The following is an 18,338-nucleotide window of genomic DNA, read 5'->3' on the forward strand; positions in this document are numbered from 1 at the left end:
GACCTCGGCGGCACCTTCCACCAGGTCGTCGGCGAGGACGTCCCGGCGGCCCTGCTCGACTTCGCACGCGGCGTCAACGCCACCCAGATCGTGCTGGGAGTCTCCCGCCGCAGGAGCTGGCAGTACGTCCTGGGCCCCGGCGTCGGCGCCACCGTCGCCCGCGAGTCGGGCCCCGACCTGGACGTCCACCTCATCACGCACGCCGAGGCCGGGAAGGGGCGGCTCCCGCTGGGACGCCCGGCACGGCTCGGCCGGTCCCGGATCATCTGGGGCTGGCTCGCCGGCGTCCTCGGACCGGTCCTGCTCACCTGGCTGCTGACCGGCCTGGCCCTCGAGGTGGGCCTGGCCAACGACATGCTGCTCTACCTCACTCTGACGGTCGCCGCGGCGCTGCTCGGCGGACTGCTCCCGGCGCTGACCTCCGCGCTGGTCGGCTCCCTGCTGCTGAACTGGTACTTCACACCGCCCGTCCACACGCTCACCATCGCCGACCCCAAGAACATCGTCGCGATGGCGATCTTCGTCGGGGTCGCGGTGTCGGTGGCGTCCGTCGTGGACCTGGCCGCCCGGCGCACCCAGCAGGCGGCCAGGCTGCGCGCCGAGTCGGAGATCCTGTCCTTCCTCGCGGGCAGTGTGCTGCGCGGCGAGACCAGCCTGGAAGCGCTCCTGGAACGGGTCCGCGAGACCTTCGGCATGGAGTCGGTCGCGTTGCTCGAACGGGCCGCCGACGTGGCGCCGTGGACCTGCGCCGGCAGCGTCGGGCCGCAGCCCTGCGGACGGCCGGAGGACGCCGACGTCGACATGCCGGTCGGCGACCACATGACGCTCGCCCTGTCCGGCCGGGTGCTGCCCGCTTCCGACCGTCGGGTGCTCGCCGCGTTCGCCGCGCAGGCCGTCGTCGTGCTCGACCGCCAGCGGCTCCAGCACGAGGCCGACCGGGCCGGGGAGTTGGCGGAGGGCAACCGGATCCGCACCGCCCTGCTGGCCGCCGTCAGCCACGACCTGCGCACCCCGCTCGCCGGGATCAAGGCGGCGGTGTCCTCGCTGCGCTCGGACGACGTCGAGTGGTCCGAGGAGGACAGGGCCGAGCTGCTGGAGGCCATAGAGGCGGGTGCCGACCGGCTCGACAACCTCGTGGGCAACCTGCTCGACATCACCCGGCTGCAGACCGGCACCGTCACCCCCATCGTCCGCGAGGCCGACCTGGACGAGGTGGTGCCGATGGCGCTGGGCGGGGTCCCCGAGGAGGGCGTCGAGCTGGACATACCGGAGACGCTGCCGATGGTCCACGTCGACAAGGGCCTCCTGGAGCGGGTGGTGGCCAACGTCGTCGAGAACGCGGTCAAGTACAGCCCGCCGGACACCCCCGTGCTGGTGAAGGCCAGTTCCCTCGCCGACCGGGTGGAGGTCCGGGTGGTGGACCGCGGGTCAGGCGTCCCGGACGAGGCCAAGCAGCGCATCTTCGAACCGTTCCAGCGGTACGGCGACTCGCCGCGCGGTGCCGGGGTCGGCCTGGGCCTCGCCGTGGCCCGGGGCTTCACCGAGGCGATGGGCGGCACGCTCACGGCCGAGGACACGCCGGGCGGCGGGCTCACCATGGTCCTCACCCTGCCGTCGGCGCCGGGTCGCGGACCCGAGCGGCCGACTCTGCCCACGGCCCTGACGACGTGACGGCTCCCTGCCCGGTCCGACGCCGTGACGGCTCCCTGCCCGGTCCGACGCCGTGACGGCTCCCTGCCCGGTCCGACGCCGTGACGGCTCTCGATCGCTCCGATGTCGTCACGGCTCCGGCGCTGTCGTGGATCAGGACGACAACTGCCGTGTGCTCAGCGGCAGATGCCAGGCATTGCGGCGGCGGGCTGCCGCCAGCGTCTCCTCCAGCGGAGACGGCGGTATCGCGAGGACCGGGCAGTGCGCGTGGGTCAGGCAGTAGCGGGTGACCCGGCCCGAGAAGGCCCGCTGCCAGCCGCGACGGCCCGCGCCGAGCACCAGGATGTCGTCATCCCGGTCGGCCGTCCCCACCAGGGCCGGTCCCGCCGTGGCGCGGACGACCAGCCCCTTCAGCCGGACACCGGCCGGTGTCGCCTCGCCGAAGACCTCGCCGAGCACGACGAGCAGCCGTTCGCGGGCCAGCCGCTGCCACTCCCCGGTCAGCGTCGGCGGGACGGGGGAGCGGAGGGCCCCCCACTCGCCGCCCGGCGGCTCCCAGGCCAGCACCGGCCACAGTTCGGCCTCCCGGCGTCTGGCCTCCGCCGCGGCCCGGTACAGGGCCGTCACGCTGCCGGGCGAACCGCTCACACCGACGACGACCCGACGGGACGCACAGGCGTCGTATCCGGACATGTCCTCACCGCACTTCCGCAGCGGACCCCGGGCGGGTCCCGGGGCCTGACCGCCCCATGACACTCCCGGAACCGGGCGCGGGCCAGCTCCACGGCCTCTTCTTGGCACGCCTCTGACGCCCGCTAGCAGCACCGCGGGGCCTGCCGTCAGCGCCCCGTCAACGTCGCCGCGATCACCGTCAGCGTCCCGTCATGAAGCGTCGGAGAAGGGCCGGGACCGGGCATAGCGTCATGAGCGAGCCCCGGTCCGCCTCCCCGCGTCCGGGGCACCCGTTCCTTCCTGTCCCAGGAGGCATCCCATGCCAGAACTCTTGTGCGGTGACGATCCGGAACCCTCCGATCGCTTCCCGGCCGGACCCCTGTTCGTACCGGTCCGGCCGGGACCCGCGGGGTGCGCGGCCCGGCTCTTCCGCACCCCCCTCGGCGAGCGCACGGCCGTCGGCTTCACCTCGGCCCGCGCCCTCGCCGCCACCCTCGGCCCCGGCCAGGCCTGGGTCCGGCTCGCCGAACCCGCGCTGCGCGCCCTGACCGCACCGCTCGGCGTCACCACCGTCACCGTCGACCCCCAGCTGTCCGCGCCGGCCCCCACCCCGGTGACACCGCTCGCGCCGGTCGCCGTGTCCCTGCGGATCGCCCGCACCGCCTGAACCGTCCGAGAGGGGAGCGGTCGATGACCACCCTGCACGAGCCCGTCCTCACCACCACACCCGCCGATCTGTCGGTGTGGCCCGCCTCCACCACCGAACACCGGCCCGGCGACCTGGCCGTGGGCGGTGTCCCGCTCGCCGAGGTCGCCGACCGGTTCGGCACACCCGTCTACGTCCTGGACGAGGACGAGGTCCGCGAACGCTGCCGTACCTACCGGGACGCCTTCCCGGACGCCGAAGTCCTGTACGCGGCCAAGGCGTTCCTGTGCCGGGCCATGGTCCACTGGACCGCGGAGGAGGGCCTCGGCCTGGACGTCTGCTCGGCCGGAGAGCTCGAACTCGCGGTCACCACCGGGTTCCCGCCGGAGCGGATCGTGCTGCACGGCAACGCCAAGTCCCCGCGCGACCTGGAGACCGCGCTGCGGCTCGGCGTCGGACGGATCGTGATCGACAGCCCCTCGGAGATCGCCCGGCTCGCCGCCGCCGTCGGACCCGGCGGCCACCAGAAGGTGATGGTCCGGGTGGTGCCCGGGATCAGCGCGGGCGGCCACGAGAAGATCCGCACCGGCACCGACGACCAGAAGTTCGGCCTGTCCATCGCTGACGGCTACGCCCAGCACGCCATCGCCCGGATACTGGACCAGCCGCAGCTCGAACTCACCGGACTGCACTGCCACCTGGGCTCGCAGATCACCAGCGTCAAGCCCTACCTGGCCGCGGTGCGCCGGCTGGTCGGCCTGATGGCCCGGCTGCACGAGCAGCACGGCCTGATCCTGCCCGAACTGGACCTCGGCGGCGGCCACGGAATCGCCTACCGGCCCGGCGAGGCGGCCCTCGACCTGACCGCGCTGGCCCGCAGGGTGCGCGGCGAGCTGACGCAGGCGTGCACGGCCGCCGGACTGCCGGTGCCCCGCCTGATCATCGAGCCGGGCCGGGCCGTCGTGGGCCCGGCGGGGATCGCCGTCTACCGGGTCCTCGCCGTCAAGAAGACCGGCGGGCGCATCTTCGCCGCCGTCGACGGCGGGATGAGCGACAACCCGCGTCCCGCGCTCTACGGCGTCCGGTACGCGCCCCGGCTCGTCGGCCGCGCGAGCGCCGCGCCGACGGCCCCGATGACCGTCGTGGGACGGCACTGCGAGGCCGGTGACATCCTGGCCGCCGACACCGAACTCCCCGCCGACCTGCGCCCCGGTGACCTGCTGGCGGTCCCGGTGGCCGGCGCCTACCACCTGTCCATGGCCTCCGGCTACAACCTGGTGGGCCGCCCGCCGGTCACCGCCGTCCGGGCCGGCCACGCCCGGCTGCTGGTCCGCCGCGAGTCCCTGGAGGACATCCGCCGCCGGGACGTCGGCCTGTAGCCGGACCGCCCCCGATACCCACCTCCGGGCGGGCGGCGGCCCGGCCCTCGCCCGGAGGTGTGCCACGTCCGCACCCGCGTCCCCGTCCGCTCCGCCCGGGACCGTGGTCGCGGCCGCCGCCCGTCCGGGCATTCCCCACGGGCGCACGACTCCGGTCCGCAGGACACTGTTGCCGACCGTCCCACCGGCCGTGATGAGGTTCCGATGGCGTATGGCCTGGCACGTCGTGAACTGCGACCCAGGGTTCCGCTGCGCCCGGGCGAGGGCGACAGGCACGGCCTGACCAGTGTGCAGGGACTGGCCGCCCTGTCCCTGGACGCGCTCAGTTCGGTGGCGTACGGCCCCGAGGCGATCGTGCTGGCCCTGGTGGTCGCCGGCACCGGCGCGCTCACCGCGACCCTGCCCATCACCCTCGCGATCACCTTCCTTCTTGCCGTACTCGTGGTCTCCTACGGCCAGGTCATCGCCGTGCACCCGGACGGCGGCGGCGCCTACGCCGTCGCCAAGACGGATCTCGGCGGCACCGCCAGCCTGCTCGCCGCCGCCAGCCTGGTCGTCGACTACGTCCTCACCGTCGCCGTCAGCCTCGCGGCCGGCGCCGACGCGCTCGCCTCGGCCTTCCCGTCCCTGGGCCATGACAAGCTGCTCGTCTGCCTGATCGGGCTGGCCCTGCTGACCGCGGTGAACCTGCGGGGCATCGCCGAGAGCGCCCGGGTGCTGATGCTGCCGACCCTGCTGTTCATCGTCTCGGTCCTCGGCGTGATCCTGCTCGGCCTGCTGCGCTCGCACCCGGTCGCCACCGTCGGCACCGACCAGCCCGTGCACGCGACCGAGGCACTGGGCGCGCTGGTGGTCCTCAAGGCGTTCTCGTCCGGCTGCTCGGCCCTGACCGGCGTCGAAGCCATCGCCAACGCCGTGCCGACCTTCCGGAAACCGAGCGTCCGGCGCGCCCAGCGCACCGAGCTGATGCTGGGCGCGCTGCTCGGCGTCATGCTCATCGGCCTGGCGGTCCTCATCCGCCGCGACCACGTGGCCCCGCGCGGCGGAGTGACCGTCCTCGCCCAGCTCACCGCGGGCGCCTACGGCACCGGCTGGCCCTACTACGCCACCAACCTCGTCGTCACCCTCGTCCTGGGACTGGCCGCCAACACCAGCTTCGGCGGGCTGCCGGTGCTGATGAGCCTGCTCGCCCGCGACCACCGGCTGCCCCACCTGTTCGGCCTGCGCGCCGAACGCCCGGTCTACCGCTACGGCGTGATCGCCCTCGCGTTGCTGGCCGCGCTGCTGCTGGTCGCCACCGACGCCGACACCCACCGGCTGCTGCCGCTCTTCGCCATCGGTGTCTTCATCGGCTTCACGCTCAGCCAGGCCGGTCTGGTCAGGCACTGGGCGACCGGGCGCCCGCCCGGCTGGAAGCGGCGGGCTCTGATCAACGGCACCGGCGCGGTGCTCACCACCCTCGCCGGGGTCATCCTGCTGCTCACCAAGTTCCTCGGCGGCGCCTGGGTGGTGGTGCTCGCCGTACCGCTGCTGATGCTGCTGTTCGCCCGCATCCAGCGCTACTACACCGCCGTGGGCCGGGAACTGGGTCTCGGCCGCATTCCGGACCCACCGCCCCGGCACGTCGGCAGCCTGGTGATCGTGCCGATCGGCGAGGTCAGCAAGCTCGCCCGGCACGCCCTCGGCGCCGCCCTCGCCCTCGGCGACGAGGTGGTCGCGGTCGCCGTGCACGCCGACCCGGTCAGGGTCCGGGCGTTGCAGGAGGCCTGGGAACAGTGGAATCCCGGGGTGCGCCTCGACATCGTCAACAGCCCGCACCGCTCGCTGGTGCAGCCGGTCGTCGACTACGTGCGGCGCGCGGCGGAGGACGGCCGCCAGGTCGCCGTCCTCATCCCCGAGGTGGAGCCCGTCCACCGCCGCTACGAGATCCTGCAGAACCAGCGCGGCCTGCTCCTGGCCACCGTCCTGCGGGCCCGCACCGACGTCGTGGTCTGCCTGCTCCCGTACCGCCTGAAGCTGTAGCCGCCCGTCTTGCCGGACCCCGGACGCCCGACCTACAGTGCGCTTCGACATGTTCGCCGGATGCGCCGAAACTTTCGGCGGGGCTGGGGGAGGGCGGACGTACGACAACCCCGTCGTCCCCGGATTCCACCCCGACCCGAGCGTGTGCCGGGTGGGCGAGGACTACTACCTCGTCTGCTCCAGCTTCGAGTACTTCCCCGGCGTCCCGCTCTTCCACAGCCGGGACCTGGTGCACTGGCGGCAGTTGGGCAACGTCCTCGACCGGCCGGGCCAGTTGACGCTGCCGGAGGGCACACCGGCCTCGGGCGGGGTGTACGCCCCGACGATCCGGCACCACGACGGCCTCTTCCACGTCGTGACCACCGTCGTCGGCGCGGGCGGCAACCTCCTGGTCACCGCCGAACGGCCCGAGGGGCCCTGGTCCGACCCGGTGTGGATCGACGTCCCCGGCATCGACCCCGACCTCGCCTGGGACGAGAACGGCGACTGCTGGTGCGCGGTGGCCGGTGTGGAGGTGGCCCGGATCGACACCCGGACCGGGAAAGTCCTGGAGGGGCCGCTGCCGATGTGGTCCGGGACCGGTCTGCGCGATCCCGAGGCTCCGCACCTGTACCGGGTCGGCGCCTGGTGGTACCTGCTGGTCGCCGAGGGCGGCACCGCGCTCGGGCACGGGGTGTCGGTGGCACGCGCCCGTTCGCCGCGCGGGCCCTGGGAACCGGCGCCGGGCAATCCGCTGGTCTCGCACCGGGGCACCGGGGAGCCGGTCCAGTGCACCGGCCACGCCGACCTGGTGCGGGCCGCCGACGGCGGCTGGTGGGCCGTCCTGCTGGGCACCCGCCCGCGCGGCTGGTTCCCGGAGTTCCACGTCCTCGGCCGGGAGACCTTCCTGGCGCCCGTGGAGTGGGTCGACGGGTGGCCGCGAATGGGCCCGGTACGGGAGCGGGAACGGGCGCCGGCCCGCTGGCACCCGGTCGAACAGCCGCCCGCCCGCGACGACTTCACGGCCGACGCCCTCGCTCCGCAGTGGATCTCCCCGCGCGGCCGGCCCGACGGCTCCTGGTCGCTGGCCGAGCGGCCCGGGTGGCTGACGCTCACGGCCACCGGGGACAGCCTGGACCGGGCCGGGCACACCTTCGTCGGCCGCCGCCAGCAGCACCCGGACTGCCGTGCCGCCGCGCTGCTCGACCCGGGCACGGCACGCGCGGGCCTGTCGGTCCGCGTCGACGAGGCCCACCACTACGACCTTGAGGTGCACGGCGGAACGGTGAGCGCGGTCGCCCGGATCGGTCCGCTGCGCCAGACGATCTCCGCGCATCCGTTGCCGCCGGGCCGGTCGACCCTCGTGGTCGAGATCCGCACGGACCGGGTGCCGCCGCCCTCCGGCACCGTGCCGGGGCGCTCGGAGACGACCGGGGTCCGGGCCGCGGGGCCCGATGCCGTGATCCTTTCGGCGGAGACGTCCGCCGGGGTCGTCCGGCTGGCCGAACTGGACGGCCGGTACCTCTCCACCCAGGTCGCCGGCGGGTTCACGGGCCGCGTCATCGGCATGTACGTCACCGAGGGCCGGGCCGCCTACGACTGGTTCGAGTACCGGCCCCTGAGCTGACCCGCGCCGCCCCGGCGTTCGCGCTGCGCCGAAAGGGCGGCTACGGGCGGTGACCGCCCCTGGACGCACGTCGGGGCCGGTGCGCACCATGCGTGTGCGTCCGGCCCCTGCTGGTCACCGGGCGGAGCGGTGGGGCCGCCCGGGGGTGGTGCGGGATGGCGTCCGTCAGGCGGCGGTCATCACGCTGCCGGCGCCGACCGGGCGGTGCGGCGCGATGATCTGGCCGTCGGGCAGAAGCTCACCGGTGTCCTCGAAGAGCAGGACGCCGTTGCACAGCAGGCTCCACCCCTGCTCCGGGTGGTGCGCCGTCAGACGGGCGGACTCCCGGTCGGCGGACTCTGCTGTGGGGCACGGTGGCTGGTGCTGGCACATGGATGGGGTCTCTCGCTCTGTGGTGGTCATCTCGGTCCCCCGTGATGATGAGTCGGTCGGCAACCAGTGTTGCCCTCCGGGCGGTGTTCCGCAGGGATTTGGCCGCACCGCCTCTCACAGATTGGAGACGCGTCACTCGCGCGGACGGTTCATCTCGGCCCGACCGCCCGTTCGGATGGTTCCGCATGGCCGGATGGAGCTAGTCAGGTCGCCGACGAGGTGCGTTGACGGCTCCTGGGAGCGGCCGACGGCCCGGACGAGCGGCCTGCGACGTCCCACGGATCGACGTGTGGACGTACGGCCGTACCCCGTCGCTCGTCCCGGAGCGACGGGGTACGGCCGCGGACCTCGTCAGGCGGGGGTGATCAGCAGGGGCGCCGCGGTGATCCGATGGGTCAGCACGGGGAGGAGTTCGGCCACCGGGTGCGGCCGGTGGGCCGCGATGCCGGGCGGGGCCGGAGCCAGCGGGACGAGCAGGTCACTGTCCTGCGGATGGCCCTCGGTGCCGTCCGCGCTGCGGTCGCCGTGCAGCCACAGGGTGAGCATGTAGAGGCCGGGCAGCGACAGCAGGCGCGGCTGGTAGGCCTGTTGGAGGGCCTCGGCCTGCTGCAGGGCACGCTCGGTGGAGGAGATGTAGGGCCCCTCGAAGAAGTGCGAGAAGGCCCAGCCGTCCGGGGTGAGCATGGTGTCGGCCGCGGCCACCGCCCGGTCGCCGCAGCGGATCAGGAAGCGCCAGCCGGCCAGCCGGGTGCCGGACATGCCCTCGGGGGTGATGCGGTCCAGGACGTGCACGGGCAGGGGGAGTTCGGGAGTCGCGGGTCCCTGGGCGCTGCGCAGGGACGGGGTGCGGGCCTCCTGGACCGCGGTGGGCGAACCCAGGGCGGTGAGGACGGAACGCAGGGCAGGCGCGGGGGCAGCAGGGAAGTGCAGCGGCATGGTGGGTCGCCTCTCGTTCGACAGGCGCGGCGGCGCGAGGGCAGGGGCGGACGGCGCTGTCAGCTCACAGGGGGGTCAGAGAGGCGGGGGCCCGGCTCGGTGAAGAGAGGTGCGGGCGTCGGTGCCGCACGTCATTCAGAGGGCAGGAACCAGACCGTGGGCGCCAGCCTTCTGCCTTGTTCGCGGAGTTTATACGACGCCTGTTCAGGCGGCGTTTCACCGGGTTGTCTCGCAGCAGAGAACAAGGCGCAATTCGGCCGTTGATACGTGCGGAATCCTCCCGATTTCCGGCCCACCGCGACCGTACTGACCTCGTCATACGAGGTTCTCGCGGTCGGCCGAATGTCGTCGGCGTTTTTCACGAGGACATCGGGGAACCCGAAGTTGCATGATGCCCCATGCCCCGTGAATGTGCCGCAGGACACATTCCAACAGACTAGCGGCTACCCGTGCCGCGCGCGACGTTATCGATCGCTTCCGGTGGGCATCATCCCACCTGGACCCGGGACACCCGGCGGCCGGAACCCCGGTCCGCCCATTCGAGGAGGGACGCTTCGATGGGGGAGAAGGTCGTGGCGGGCCGGTTCGACCTGTCCGATCGCCAGCGCTACCGCGAAAAGCTCCGCGACTGTCTCGCGGGGCTGGAGCGACTGCTGGTGGAGAAGCGGTTCGACGGGCCCAAGAACCTCATGGGCGTCGAGATCGAATTGAATCTCGCCGGTGCGGACGGCATGCCGAGAATGCTGAACGGCCAGGTCCTCGAACGTATCGCCAGCCGCGATTTCCAGACAGAGCTAGCGATGTTCAACCTGGAAGTGAACATTGCCCCACATCGGATCGGCGGCCGGGTATTCGACCGGCTGGACGAGGAACTCCGGACCTCGCTGGCGTACGCCGACCGCAAGGCGGGCGAGGTGTCCGCCGGGATCGTGATGATCGGCATCCTGCCGACGCTGGAGCGCGACGACCTGGTCTCCGCGAACCTCTCGGAGGTCGACCGGTACACCCTGCTCAACGACCAGATCGTGGCCGCGCGGGGCGAGGACTTCGTGCTCGACATCGAAGGCGTCGAACATCTGCGGTGCACGTCGAAGTCGATCGTGCCGGAGGCCGCCTGCACCTCCGTGCAGCTGCACCTCCAGGTCACCCCGGCCCGCTTCGCCGACGTGTGGAACGCGGCGCAGGCGGCGTCCGCCGTGCAGATCGCCGTCGGCGCGAACGCTCCCTTCCTCTTCGGCCACGAACTGTGGCGCGAGTCCAGGCCCCCGCTGTTCCTCCAGGCCACCGACACCCGGCCGCCCGAGCTGCAGGCACAGGGCGTACGGCCGCGCATCTGGTTCGGCGAGCGCTGGATCGACTCCGCCTACGAACTCTTCGAGGAGAACCTGCGGTTCTTCCCGCCGCTGCTGCCGATCTGCGACGAGGAGGACCCGCTGGCCGTGCTCGACGCGGGCGGCGTGCCCAAGCTCGCCGAACTCGTCCTGCACAACGGCACGGTGTACCGCTGGAACCGGCCGGTCTACGGCATCGCCGACGGCGTCCCGCACCTGCGCGTCGAGAACCGGGTGCTGCCCGCCGGGCCGACCATCACCGACGTCATCGCCAACGCGGCGTTCTACTACGGCCTCGTGCGCGCCCTCGCCGAGGAGTCGCGCCCGGTGTGGACCCGGCTGCCGTTCGCCGCGGCCGAGGCGAACTTCGACGCGGCGTGCCGGTACGGCATCGACGCCCGGCTGGTGTGGCCGCGTCGGGGCCGTTACGGCGGCGGTACGACGGAGGTGGACGCGGTCACCCTGGTCCGCGACGAGCTGCTGCCGCTGGCCGCGTCAGGACTGGACGCGTGGGGCGTGGAGGGCGCCGACCGGGACTTCTACCTCGGCGTGATCGAGGAGCGGTGCCGGCGGCGGGTCAACGGCGCGTCCTGGCAGGCGGCGACGTTCCACCGGGCGGTGGAGCGGGGGATGCCGCGGGACGAGGCGCTGGCCGCCATGACGCGCCGCTATGCGGAGCTGATGAACCAGGGCGAGCCGGTGCACACCTGGCCGGTCGGGTTATTGGAACCGGCGCTGACGGGCTGAGGCCTCCGTTCGGGGCGCCTCGGTGGGCCGACGGGGGTCGGCCGCGCCTGTCACAGGTCGATCGGGCAAGCTGTGACGTCCGATGACCGTTGGAGGCAGGAGTGCAGGTGGCGGACCAGGTGGCCGGTGCTTACCCACCAGAGCGGCCCTCGCAGCGCATGTTCAGGGACGAGACGCTGCTCGTGCTCGGGCTCTCGCTCGGCGCGAGCGGGGTCTCCGCGCTGATCAGCTTTGTCGGATCGGTCACCAGGCCGGGCGGCCTCAAGGACCAGGCGGCCACCCTCAACGCGTCCGCCGCGCCGGGCCGTCCCTGGCTCGACCTCGCCTGGCAGCTGTTCGGCATCGCGAGCGCGCTCGTCCCCGTCCTGCTGGTCGCCCACCTCCTGCTCCGCGAGGGCGCGAGCCTGCGCACGCTCGGCTTCGACCGCACCCGTCCCTGGCCCGACCTCGGCCGCGGGGCGGGCGTCGCCGCGGTGATCGGCAGCACCGGGATCGCCTTCTACCTGGCCGCGCGCGGTCTCGGCTTCAACCTGACGGTGGTGCCGGAGGCACTGCCGGACGTGTGGTGGAAGTACCCCGTGCTGATCCTCTCCGCGATGCAGAACGCGATCCTCGAAGAGGTCATCGTCGTCGGCTATCTGTTGCGCCGGCTGGACCAGTTGGGCTGGAGCGCGGGCACGGCCCTGGTGGCCAGTTCGGTACTGCGCGGGTCGTACCACCTCTACCAGGGGATCGGCGGCTTCGTCGGCAACATGGTGATGGGCGTCGTCTTCGTCTACCTGTACCGGCGCTGGGGCCGGGTCGGTCCCCTGGTGGTGGCGCACTCCCTGCTCGACATCGGCGCGTTCGTGGGCTACGCGCTGCTGGCGGGCAAGGTGGGCTGGCTGCCTACGGCGTGAGCAGGTCTCCGTCGATCACGGTCACCGCCCGCCCGGTGAGCAGGGTGCGGTCGCCGCGCAGCCCGGTACGCACGAAGCCGGTGCGGCGGGAGGCCTGGAGCCCGGTCAGGTCGGACCTGCCGAGCCGGGCCGACCAGTGCGGGGCGAGCGCGGTGTGGGCGCTGCCGGTCACCGGGTCCTCGGCGATGCCGACGTTGGGGAAGAAGCAGCGGGAGACGTAGTCGTAGTCCGACGCCGGGTCCCCGGCCCGTGCGGTGGCGATGATCCCGCGGACGGAGTGGGCGCCGAGGGCCCTGAGGTCGGGGGAGAGGCCCAGCACGGCCTTCTCGTCGGCGAGTTCGAGGAGCAGGTCACCGACGTCCGGTCCGGTGTCGAAGGCGGCCACGGGTTCGGCGCCGAGCGCGTCGGCGATGCCCGCGGGGGTGTCGACGCGGGTGAGCGGGGCGGTGGGGAAGTCGAGCGTGATCGCCCCGTCCGCGGCGGGTGCGGCGGTCAGCACACCGCTGCGGGTGGCGAACCGCACGGGGCCGGTGTGCGTCCCGGTGGTGTGCAGCACATGGGCCGTGGCCAGCGTGGCGTGTCCGCACATCGCCACCTCGGTGACCGGCGTGAACCACCGCAACGCCCAGTCGGCGTCGCCGCCTTCGGGCAGGGGGTGGGCGAAGGCGGTCTCGGCGTGGTTGACCTCCATGGCGACGTTCCGCAGCCACGGGTCATCGGGAAAGGCGTCGAGCAGTACGACCCCGGCGGGGTTTCCGGTGAACGGCCGCTCGGCGAAGGCATCGACAATTCGAATCCGCATGCCCCGGACGCTAACCCCTCCGGCCCCGTTCCCCCCCACCTGACCGCCCCGAAAGGGTCGCGAGGAACTGCGCAAAACCCACGACCCGCAGCACCCGGCATCGACTTCTCCCGGACCACGGCGGTACGCCCCTCAGGGGCGCGGGGAACTGCGCGAATACCCACGACGGTCCGGCACCGGGCATCGACTCCTGCCGGACCACGGCGGTACGCCCCTCAGGGGCGCGGGGAACTGCGCGAATACCCACGACGGCCCGGCACCGGGCATCGACTCCTGCCGGACCACGGCGGTACGCCCCTCAGGGGCGCGGGGAACTGCGCAAAAACCCACGACGGCCCGCACCGTACATCCGCCCCCACCCGGCGCGGGCCCCCGAACGGAAAGGGCCGACCCGTCACCGAGCCGGCCCCCCGAACATCCGCCCGCTCAGTCCGTACCCAGCTCCATCGCCGCCCGGTCCAGCAACTCGTCCGCGTCCGCCGCAGCCTCCCCGCGGGACGCGATCGCCTCGGCCCCACCCTCCGGCATGCTGCCGATCAGCCCCGTCGCCGCGGCCTGCGCCGCACCGATCGCCGGGTTCGCGGTGCCGATCAGCCCGAGACCCGCGTACTGCTCCAGCTTCGCGCGGGAGTCGGCGATGTCGAGGTTGCGCATGGTCAACTGACCGATCCGGTCCACCGGACCGAACGCCGCGTCCTCGGTACGCTCCATCGACAGCTTGTCGGGGTGGTAGCTGAACGCGGGACCGGTCGTGTCGAGGATCGAGTAGTCCTCGCCGCGCCGCAGCCGCAGCGTCACCTCACCGGTGACGGCCGCGCCGACCCACCGCTGCAGCGACTCGCGGATCATCAGCGCCTGCGGGTCCAGCCACCGGCCCTCGTACATGAGGCGGCCCAGCCGACGGCCCTCGTTGTGGTACTGGGCGAGCGTGTCCTCGTTGTGGATCGCGTTGACCAGCCGCTCGTAGGCGGCGTGCAGCAGCGCCATGCCCGGCGCCTCGTAGATCCCGCGGCTCTTGGCCTCGATGATCCGGTTCTCGATCTGGTCCGACATGCCGAGCCCGTGCCGGCCGCCGATCGCGTTGGCCTCCATGACCAGTTCGACGGCGGTCCCGAACTCCTTGCCGTTGACGGTCACCGGCCGCCCCTGGTCGAAGCCGATCGTCACGTCCTCGGTGAGGATCTCGACCTCGGGGTCCCAGAACCGCACGCCCATGATCGGGTCGACGGTCTCGATGCCGTTGTCCAGGTGCTCCAGGGTCTTCGCCTCGTGCGTGGCGCCCCAGATGTTGGCGTCGGTGGAGTACGCCTTCTCGGTGCTGTCCCGGTACGGCAGCCCGTGCGCGAGCAGCCACTCGGACATCTCCTTGCGGCCGCCGAGCTCGGTGACGAAGTCCGCGTCCAGCCAGGGCTTGTAGATCCGCAGGTGCGGGTTGGCGAGCAGGCCGTACCGGTAGAACCGCTCGATGTCGTTGCCCTTGAAGGTCGAGCCGTCGCCCCAGATCTGGACGTCGTCCTCCAGCATGGCCCGCACCAGCAGCGTGCCGGTGACCGCGCGGCCCAGCGGGGTGGTGTTGAAGTACGCCCGTCCGCCCGAGCGGATGTGGAACGCGCCGCAGGTCAGCGCGGCCAGCCCCTCCTCGACCAGCGCGGCGCGGCAGTCCACCAGGCGCGCGATCTCGGCACCGTAGGTGTGCGCGCGGCCGGGCACCGAGGCGATGTCGGGCTCGTCGTACTGGCCGATGTCGGCGGTGTAGGTGCACGGGACGGCGCCCTTGTCGCGCATCCACGCGACCGCGACCGAGGTGTCGAGCCCGCCGGAGAAGGCGATGCCGACGCGCTCGCCGGCGGGAAGGGAGGTGAGGACCTTGGACATAGGAAGAGTATGCATGAGAACGCATGACCATGCAAAGCCCCTGGTGGTGGCGACCCGAGAACGAATCCGCCGACGAGGGTTGTCAAGCGAAAGGCTCCCGATATATCGTTGAGGCATCGCGAACGATATGCGACAGGTCAACGATGGAATGGAGTGATGGTCATGCGTTCCCACGGACACGAGCGTGGACACGGACCGCGACAGGGACGCCGGGCGGCGTTCGGACCCTTCGGTCCCGGCGGCCCCGGCTTCGGCCCGGGCGGGCCCGGTTTCGGCCCCGGTCACTGGGGGCCGCGCGGGCGCGGAGGCCCCAGGGGCAGGGCGCGGCGCGGTGACGTGCGGGCCTCGATCCTGGCCCTGCTGAAGGACCGCCCGATGCACGGTTACGAGATGATCCAGGAGATCGCCGAGCGCAGCGGCGGCGCGTGGAAGCCGAGCCCCGGCTCGGTCTACCCCACCCTCCAGCTGCTGGAGGACGAGGGGCTGATCGCCAGCGCGAGCGAGGGCGGCAAGAAGCTGTTCTCCCTCACCGACAGCGGTCGTACGGCGGCCGACGAAGGTCCGGACGCCCCTTGGGAAGAGGCCTCCCGCGGGGTCGACTTCGAGGCCCTCGGCGAGATCCGGCAGGCCGGCTTCGGTCTGATGGAGGCGTTCGGGCAGGTCTGGAAGACCGGCACCAAGGAGCAGCGCGAGAAGGCGCTGGCGGTCATCAACGAGACCCGCAAGAAGCTGTACCTCATCCTCGCCGACGAGGACTGACCCTCATGGGTACGGCGAGCACGGCGCCCCGCGGAGTGGTCCGCGGGGCGCCCTTCCGCGTGCCCGTCGCGGCAGGTCAGGCCACCAGGTGGTCCAGCTTGCGCAGCGACTCGTTCAGCGCCGCGGTCGCCGAGTCCTTCAGCTTGCCGGCCATCAGCGACACGGCGGCGCCGGTGAACTCGCCGTCGATCCGCACGCCGGTGGCGTCCCCGTCCGGGGTCAGGGTGTAGCGGGTCGCCACCGTCACCGCCATCGGGCCCTTGCCGCGGATCGCCAGCACCCGCGCCGGTTCCAGTTCCTCGATGGTCCACTCGACCTCGGCCGGGAAGCCCATCAGCTTCATGTTCTCCTGGAAGGTGCCGCCCACCGCCAGGCTCTCCGGACCGCCCTTCGGGAAGCTCGTGTGGGTGGCGTTCCACTGCCCGTACGCCGGCCAGTCGGTGAGCTGCGCCCACACCTTCTCGGCCGGTGCCTGGATGCGTGTCTCCGCGCTGACTTCTGCCATGCGACCACCCCTTCGGATCGGGCTACGGTGTCGCGGAACGTAGCCGCAGCGGCGCGAACATTCAATACTGATGAACCGTCAGGAAGCGTGCGGGTCCGTACCGGGCGCCACCCGCCGTATCTCCGCCGCGTCGAACAGGTCGCAGGCCCGCGGGAACGCGCTTTCGTCGTGGCAGTGCCAGGCGTCCCAGAACAGGTCCGCGGGCAGCGCGTCCTGCGGCGCGTAGACGCGGTACACGTACTGCCTGCCGTCGATCGCGGGCAGCGCGACCAGCCAGCAACCGCAGCGCTTCTCCATGACGACCAGAGACGTGCGCCCGGGGTACGACGGTTGCGTGGCAGGCGCGTGGCCACGCGACGTGCGCCGTTGTGCGGGACTCCGCCTGATCTCATCCGTAGGGAGGAGATTCCGGGCGCCGCCGTCCACTCTGCGTGGGACGCGAAGATGCTTCCCTTCGGTGATGACTCAAGCGCTTGCGGTTGATGAGGTGGGGGATGTGCAACCCCGTATTCCCCGCCGGCTCGTCCAGGACCAGGGCGGCATCCCCGCGGACGGCGATGCCGGGCTCGACGCCGAGCTGGCAGCGGTGGTCGCCGGTGCCCGCCGCCGGGCCCTGCGGGACGGGGACCGGCAGGTCGACACCGCCCATCTGCTGCACTCGCTGATCGAGTACGACCCCGAGGTCCGCGCCGCCATCGGCGACGCCCCGCAACTCGCCCGGCTGCTCGGCTATCTCGTGCAGCGCAGCATCGGCTACGGCCTGCGCTGGCAGGACGGGGTCGAGGACTCCGGCGCACTGCCCGCCGTCCCGCGCGCCGCGGGAGACGGGGCCTGGTCGCCGGTGGCCACCGCCGCGCTGGATTACGCCCGCAGCCGCGCCCGGCGCCGCACCGCGGGCCGCGCCGGCGGCACCGATCTGCTGGCCGGCCTCGTCGTGGACCCCGGGTCCCGTGCCGTGGAGGTCCTGGAGCGGGCCGGTGTGGCCGCCCGCGATCTGGCCCTGCGGATCGACCGGGGCGGCGGAGCGTGGGACACCGGGACGGAAAACCGCACGTCCAGCCGGTGAGACAGGGGTCAAAGGGGATGACGCTCATGTCGCCCGCTGGCATCATGTGCCGGTGCGTATCACTGACGGCAACCACGGCAACCACGGCAAGGGCCTCGGGCTCGGCCTCGCCCTCGGATCCGCGCTGGCCTTCGGCGGTTCCGGCGTCGCGGCCAAACCGCTGATCGAGGCCGGGCTCGACCCGCTGCACGTGGTGTGGCTGCGGGTGGCGGGCGCCGCGCTGGTGATGCTGCCGCTCGCCGTGCGCCATCGCGACCTGCCGCGCCGCCGCCCCGCGTTGCTCGCCGGATTCGGCCTGCTCGCCGTCGCGGGCGTCCAGGCCTGCTACTTCGCCGCGATCTCCCGCATACCCGTCGGGGTCGCCCTGCTGGTGGAGTACCTCGCGCCCGCGCTGGTGCTCGGCTGGGTCCGGTTCGTCCAGCACCGGCCGGTCACGAGGGCCGCCGCGCTCGGCGTCGTCCTCGCGGCCGGCGGCCTCGCGTGTGTCGTTCAGGTGTGGGCGGGGCTCGGCTTCGACGCGCTGGGGCTGGCACTGGCGCTGGGGGCGGCCTGCTGTCAGGTCGGGTACTTCGTGCTGTCCGATCACGGCGGGGGCAAGGGAGTGGATCCGCTCGGTGTCATCGCGTACGGGCTGCTGGTCGGCGCGGGTCTGCTGACCGTGGTGGCCCGGCCGTGGCAGCTGGACTGGTCGGTGCTGGCCGGCTCCGCGCCCGTGAACGGCACGCCGGTGCCCGCGTTCGTGCTGCTCGCGTGGATCGTGCTGGTCGCGACCGTGCTCGCCTACGTCACGGGCGTGGTCTCGGTGCGACGGCTGTCACCGCAGGTCGCCGGAGTGGTGGCCTGTCTGGAGGCGGTGGTGGCGACCGTGCTCGCGTGGGTGCTGCTCGGGGAGCGCCTCTCGGCGCCGCAGGTCGGCGGCGGGGTGCTGGTGCTGGTCGGAGCCTTCATCGCGCAGTCGTCGGCTCCGGCGAAGGAGTCGGTGACGGACGGGGGCGCGGTGGCCGAGCGGGTGGCCTCACCGACCGGGATGTGACCGGGACGGCCGCGCGGCCGGGCCGACCGCGCGGCGGC

17 protein-coding genes are annotated in these 18,338 nt (G+C 72.8%); 10 read left to right on the forward strand and 7 right to left on the reverse strand.

Features of this window, described 5'->3' with window-relative positions; all coding sequences use genetic code 11:
* On the forward strand, positions 1-1,671 hold a 1,671-nt coding region (locus tag ACIRQ9_RS34855), incomplete at its 5' end, for an ATP-binding protein (RefSeq protein ID WP_404182880.1).
* A gap of 132 nt (positions 1,672-1,803) precedes the next feature.
* Here ACIRQ9_RS34855 and ACIRQ9_RS34860 read toward each other — a convergent pair.
* The gene (locus ACIRQ9_RS34860; RefSeq protein ID WP_404182883.1) at positions 1,804-2,343 is read right to left on the reverse strand and encodes a universal stress protein; all 540 of its coding nucleotides are present in this window, start codon (positions 2,341-2,343) and stop codon (positions 1,804-1,806) included.
* A gap of 298 nt (positions 2,344-2,641) precedes the next feature.
* Between ACIRQ9_RS34860 and ACIRQ9_RS34865 the strand changes: the two genes are divergently transcribed.
* The 4 genes from ACIRQ9_RS34865 to ACIRQ9_RS34880 all read left to right on the forward strand — a co-directional run bounded on the left by ACIRQ9_RS34865 (position 2,642) and on the right by ACIRQ9_RS34880 (position 7,975).
* Positions 2,642-2,989: an SAV_915 family protein gene (locus ACIRQ9_RS34865; protein WP_404182886.1), complete on the forward strand. Its 348-nt coding sequence runs from the start codon at positions 2,642-2,644 to the stop codon at positions 2,987-2,989.
* A gap of 23 nt (positions 2,990-3,012) precedes the next feature.
* Positions 3,013-4,347, forward strand: a complete 1,335-nt coding sequence (gene lysA, locus ACIRQ9_RS34870; RefSeq protein WP_404182889.1) for a diaminopimelate decarboxylase — start codon at positions 3,013-3,015, stop codon at positions 4,345-4,347.
* 204 nt (positions 4,348-4,551) lie between these two features.
* Complete coding sequence (locus tag ACIRQ9_RS34875; protein ID WP_404182892.1) at positions 4,552-6,369, forward strand: APC family permease; 1,818 nt, start codon at positions 4,552-4,554, stop codon at positions 6,367-6,369.
* Between the two features lie 49 nt (positions 6,370-6,418).
* Entirely contained in the window at positions 6,419-7,975 is a 1,557-nt protein-coding gene (locus ACIRQ9_RS34880; protein ID WP_404182895.1) for a glycoside hydrolase family 43 protein, read from the forward strand.
* Positions 7,976-8,140: 165 nt separating this feature from the next.
* On the opposite strand, the gene ACIRQ9_RS34885 is transcribed toward ACIRQ9_RS34880, so the two are convergent.
* A complete protein-coding gene (locus ACIRQ9_RS34885; RefSeq protein ID WP_363014973.1) occupies positions 8,141-8,347 on the reverse strand; it encodes a DUF5999 family protein in 207 nt (68 codons plus the stop codon).
* Positions 8,348-8,698: 351 nt separating this feature from the next.
* Complete coding sequence (locus ACIRQ9_RS34890) at positions 8,699-9,283, reverse strand: hypothetical protein (RefSeq protein WP_404182898.1); 585 nt, start codon at positions 9,281-9,283, stop codon at positions 8,699-8,701.
* 557 nt (positions 9,284-9,840) lie between these two features.
* Between ACIRQ9_RS34890 and ACIRQ9_RS34895 the strand changes: the two genes are divergently transcribed.
* Together ACIRQ9_RS34895 and ACIRQ9_RS34900 are read left to right on the forward strand one after the other, a co-directional pair.
* Positions 9,841-11,361 carry a glutamate--cysteine ligase gene (locus tag ACIRQ9_RS34895; protein ID WP_404182901.1) on the forward strand — a complete coding sequence of 507 codons (1,521 nt, stop codon included), beginning with the start codon at positions 9,841-9,843 and terminating at the stop codon, positions 11,359-11,361.
* A gap of 158 nt (positions 11,362-11,519) precedes the next feature.
* Positions 11,520-12,260, forward strand: a complete 741-nt coding sequence (locus ACIRQ9_RS34900) for a CPBP family intramembrane glutamic endopeptidase (protein WP_404183019.1) — start codon at positions 11,520-11,522, stop codon at positions 12,258-12,260.
* Here ACIRQ9_RS34900 and ACIRQ9_RS34905 read toward each other — a convergent pair.
* Both ACIRQ9_RS34905 and argG read right to left on the reverse strand, forming a co-directional pair.
* Complete coding sequence (locus ACIRQ9_RS34905) at positions 12,250-13,062, reverse strand: PhzF family phenazine biosynthesis protein (RefSeq protein ID WP_404182904.1); 813 nt, start codon at positions 13,060-13,062, stop codon at positions 12,250-12,252. The two genes, ACIRQ9_RS34900 and ACIRQ9_RS34905, sit on opposite strands and share 11 nt — an antisense overlap.
* A gap of 426 nt (positions 13,063-13,488) precedes the next feature.
* Positions 13,489-14,937 carry an argininosuccinate synthase gene (gene argG / locus ACIRQ9_RS34910; RefSeq protein ID WP_404182907.1) on the reverse strand — a complete coding sequence of 483 codons (1,449 nt, stop codon included), beginning with the start codon at positions 14,935-14,937 and terminating at the stop codon, positions 13,489-13,491.
* A gap of 162 nt (positions 14,938-15,099) precedes the next feature.
* On the opposite strand from argG, the gene ACIRQ9_RS34915 reads away from it, so the two are divergent.
* Positions 15,100-15,696, forward strand: coding sequence for a PadR family transcriptional regulator (locus ACIRQ9_RS34915; protein ID WP_404182910.1), 597 nt, complete (start codon positions 15,100-15,102; stop codon positions 15,694-15,696).
* 76 nt (positions 15,697-15,772) lie between these two features.
* On the opposite strand, the gene ACIRQ9_RS34920 is transcribed toward ACIRQ9_RS34915, so the two are convergent.
* Together ACIRQ9_RS34920 and ACIRQ9_RS34925 are read right to left on the reverse strand one after the other, a co-directional pair.
* On the reverse strand, positions 15,773-16,201 hold the full coding sequence (locus ACIRQ9_RS34920; protein ID WP_404182913.1) for an SRPBCC family protein: 429 nt from the start codon (positions 16,199-16,201) through the stop codon (positions 15,773-15,775).
* A gap of 78 nt (positions 16,202-16,279) precedes the next feature.
* Complete coding sequence (locus tag ACIRQ9_RS34925) at positions 16,280-16,498, reverse strand: hypothetical protein (RefSeq protein ID WP_404182917.1); 219 nt, start codon at positions 16,496-16,498, stop codon at positions 16,280-16,282.
* A 199-nt stretch (positions 16,499-16,697) separates the two neighbouring features.
* Between ACIRQ9_RS34925 and ACIRQ9_RS34930 the strand changes: the two genes are divergently transcribed.
* Both ACIRQ9_RS34930 and ACIRQ9_RS34935 read left to right on the forward strand, forming a co-directional pair.
* Positions 16,698-17,267, forward strand: coding sequence for a Clp protease N-terminal domain-containing protein (locus ACIRQ9_RS34930; RefSeq protein ID WP_404182920.1), 570 nt, complete (start codon positions 16,698-16,700; stop codon positions 17,265-17,267).
* A gap of 46 nt (positions 17,268-17,313) precedes the next feature.
* Complete coding sequence (locus ACIRQ9_RS34935; protein ID WP_404182923.1) at positions 17,314-18,300, forward strand: EamA family transporter; 987 nt, start codon at positions 17,314-17,316, stop codon at positions 18,298-18,300.
* Positions 18,301-18,338: the final 38 nt, after the last annotated feature.

It is taken from the genome of Streptomyces sp. NPDC101237, assembly GCF_044767465.1.
Taxonomy (GTDB): domain Bacteria; phylum Actinomycetota; class Actinomycetes; order Streptomycetales; family Streptomycetaceae; genus Streptomyces; species Streptomyces gramineus.

What these genes read in the sequence shown, in the direction of transcription:
- ACIRQ9_RS34880 (WP_404182895.1), top strand. Translation starts at nt 6,419, where the DNA reads ATGTTCGCCGGATGCGCCGAAACTTTCGGCGGGGCTGGGGGAGGGCGG.
- ACIRQ9_RS34905 (WP_404182904.1), bottom strand. Translation starts at nt 13,062, where the DNA reads ATGCGGATTCGAATTGTCGATGCCTTCGCCGAGCGGCCGTTCACCGGA.
- ACIRQ9_RS34895 (WP_404182901.1), top strand. Translation starts at nt 9,841, where the DNA reads ATGGGGGAGAAGGTCGTGGCGGGCCGGTTCGACCTGTCCGATCGCCAG.
- ACIRQ9_RS34915 (WP_404182910.1), top strand. Translation starts at nt 15,100, where the DNA reads ATGCGTTCCCACGGACACGAGCGTGGACACGGACCGCGACAGGGACGC.
- ACIRQ9_RS34875 (WP_404182892.1), top strand. Translation starts at nt 4,552, where the DNA reads ATGGCGTATGGCCTGGCACGTCGTGAACTGCGACCCAGGGTTCCGCTG.
- ACIRQ9_RS34900 (WP_404183019.1), top strand. Translation starts at nt 11,520, where the DNA reads ATGTTCAGGGACGAGACGCTGCTCGTGCTCGGGCTCTCGCTCGGCGCG.
- lysA (WP_404182889.1), top strand. Translation starts at nt 3,013, where the DNA reads ATGACCACCCTGCACGAGCCCGTCCTCACCACCACACCCGCCGATCTG.
- ACIRQ9_RS34865 (WP_404182886.1), top strand. Translation starts at nt 2,642, where the DNA reads ATGCCAGAACTCTTGTGCGGTGACGATCCGGAACCCTCCGATCGCTTC.
- argG (WP_404182907.1), bottom strand. Translation starts at nt 14,937, where the DNA reads ATGTCCAAGGTCCTCACCTCCCTTCCCGCCGGCGAGCGCGTCGGCATC.
- ACIRQ9_RS34890 (WP_404182898.1), bottom strand. Translation starts at nt 9,283, where the DNA reads ATGCCGCTGCACTTCCCTGCTGCCCCCGCGCCTGCCCTGCGTTCCGTC.
- ACIRQ9_RS34925 (WP_404182917.1), bottom strand. Translation starts at nt 16,498, where the DNA reads ATGGAGAAGCGCTGCGGTTGCTGGCTGGTCGCGCTGCCCGCGATCGAC.
- ACIRQ9_RS34860 (WP_404182883.1), bottom strand. Translation starts at nt 2,343, where the DNA reads ATGTCCGGATACGACGCCTGTGCGTCCCGTCGGGTCGTCGTCGGTGTG.
- ACIRQ9_RS34885 (WP_363014973.1), bottom strand. Translation starts at nt 8,347, where the DNA reads ATGTGCCAGCACCAGCCACCGTGCCCCACAGCAGAGTCCGCCGACCGG.
- ACIRQ9_RS34920 (WP_404182913.1), bottom strand. Translation starts at nt 16,201, where the DNA reads ATGGCAGAAGTCAGCGCGGAGACACGCATCCAGGCACCGGCCGAGAAG.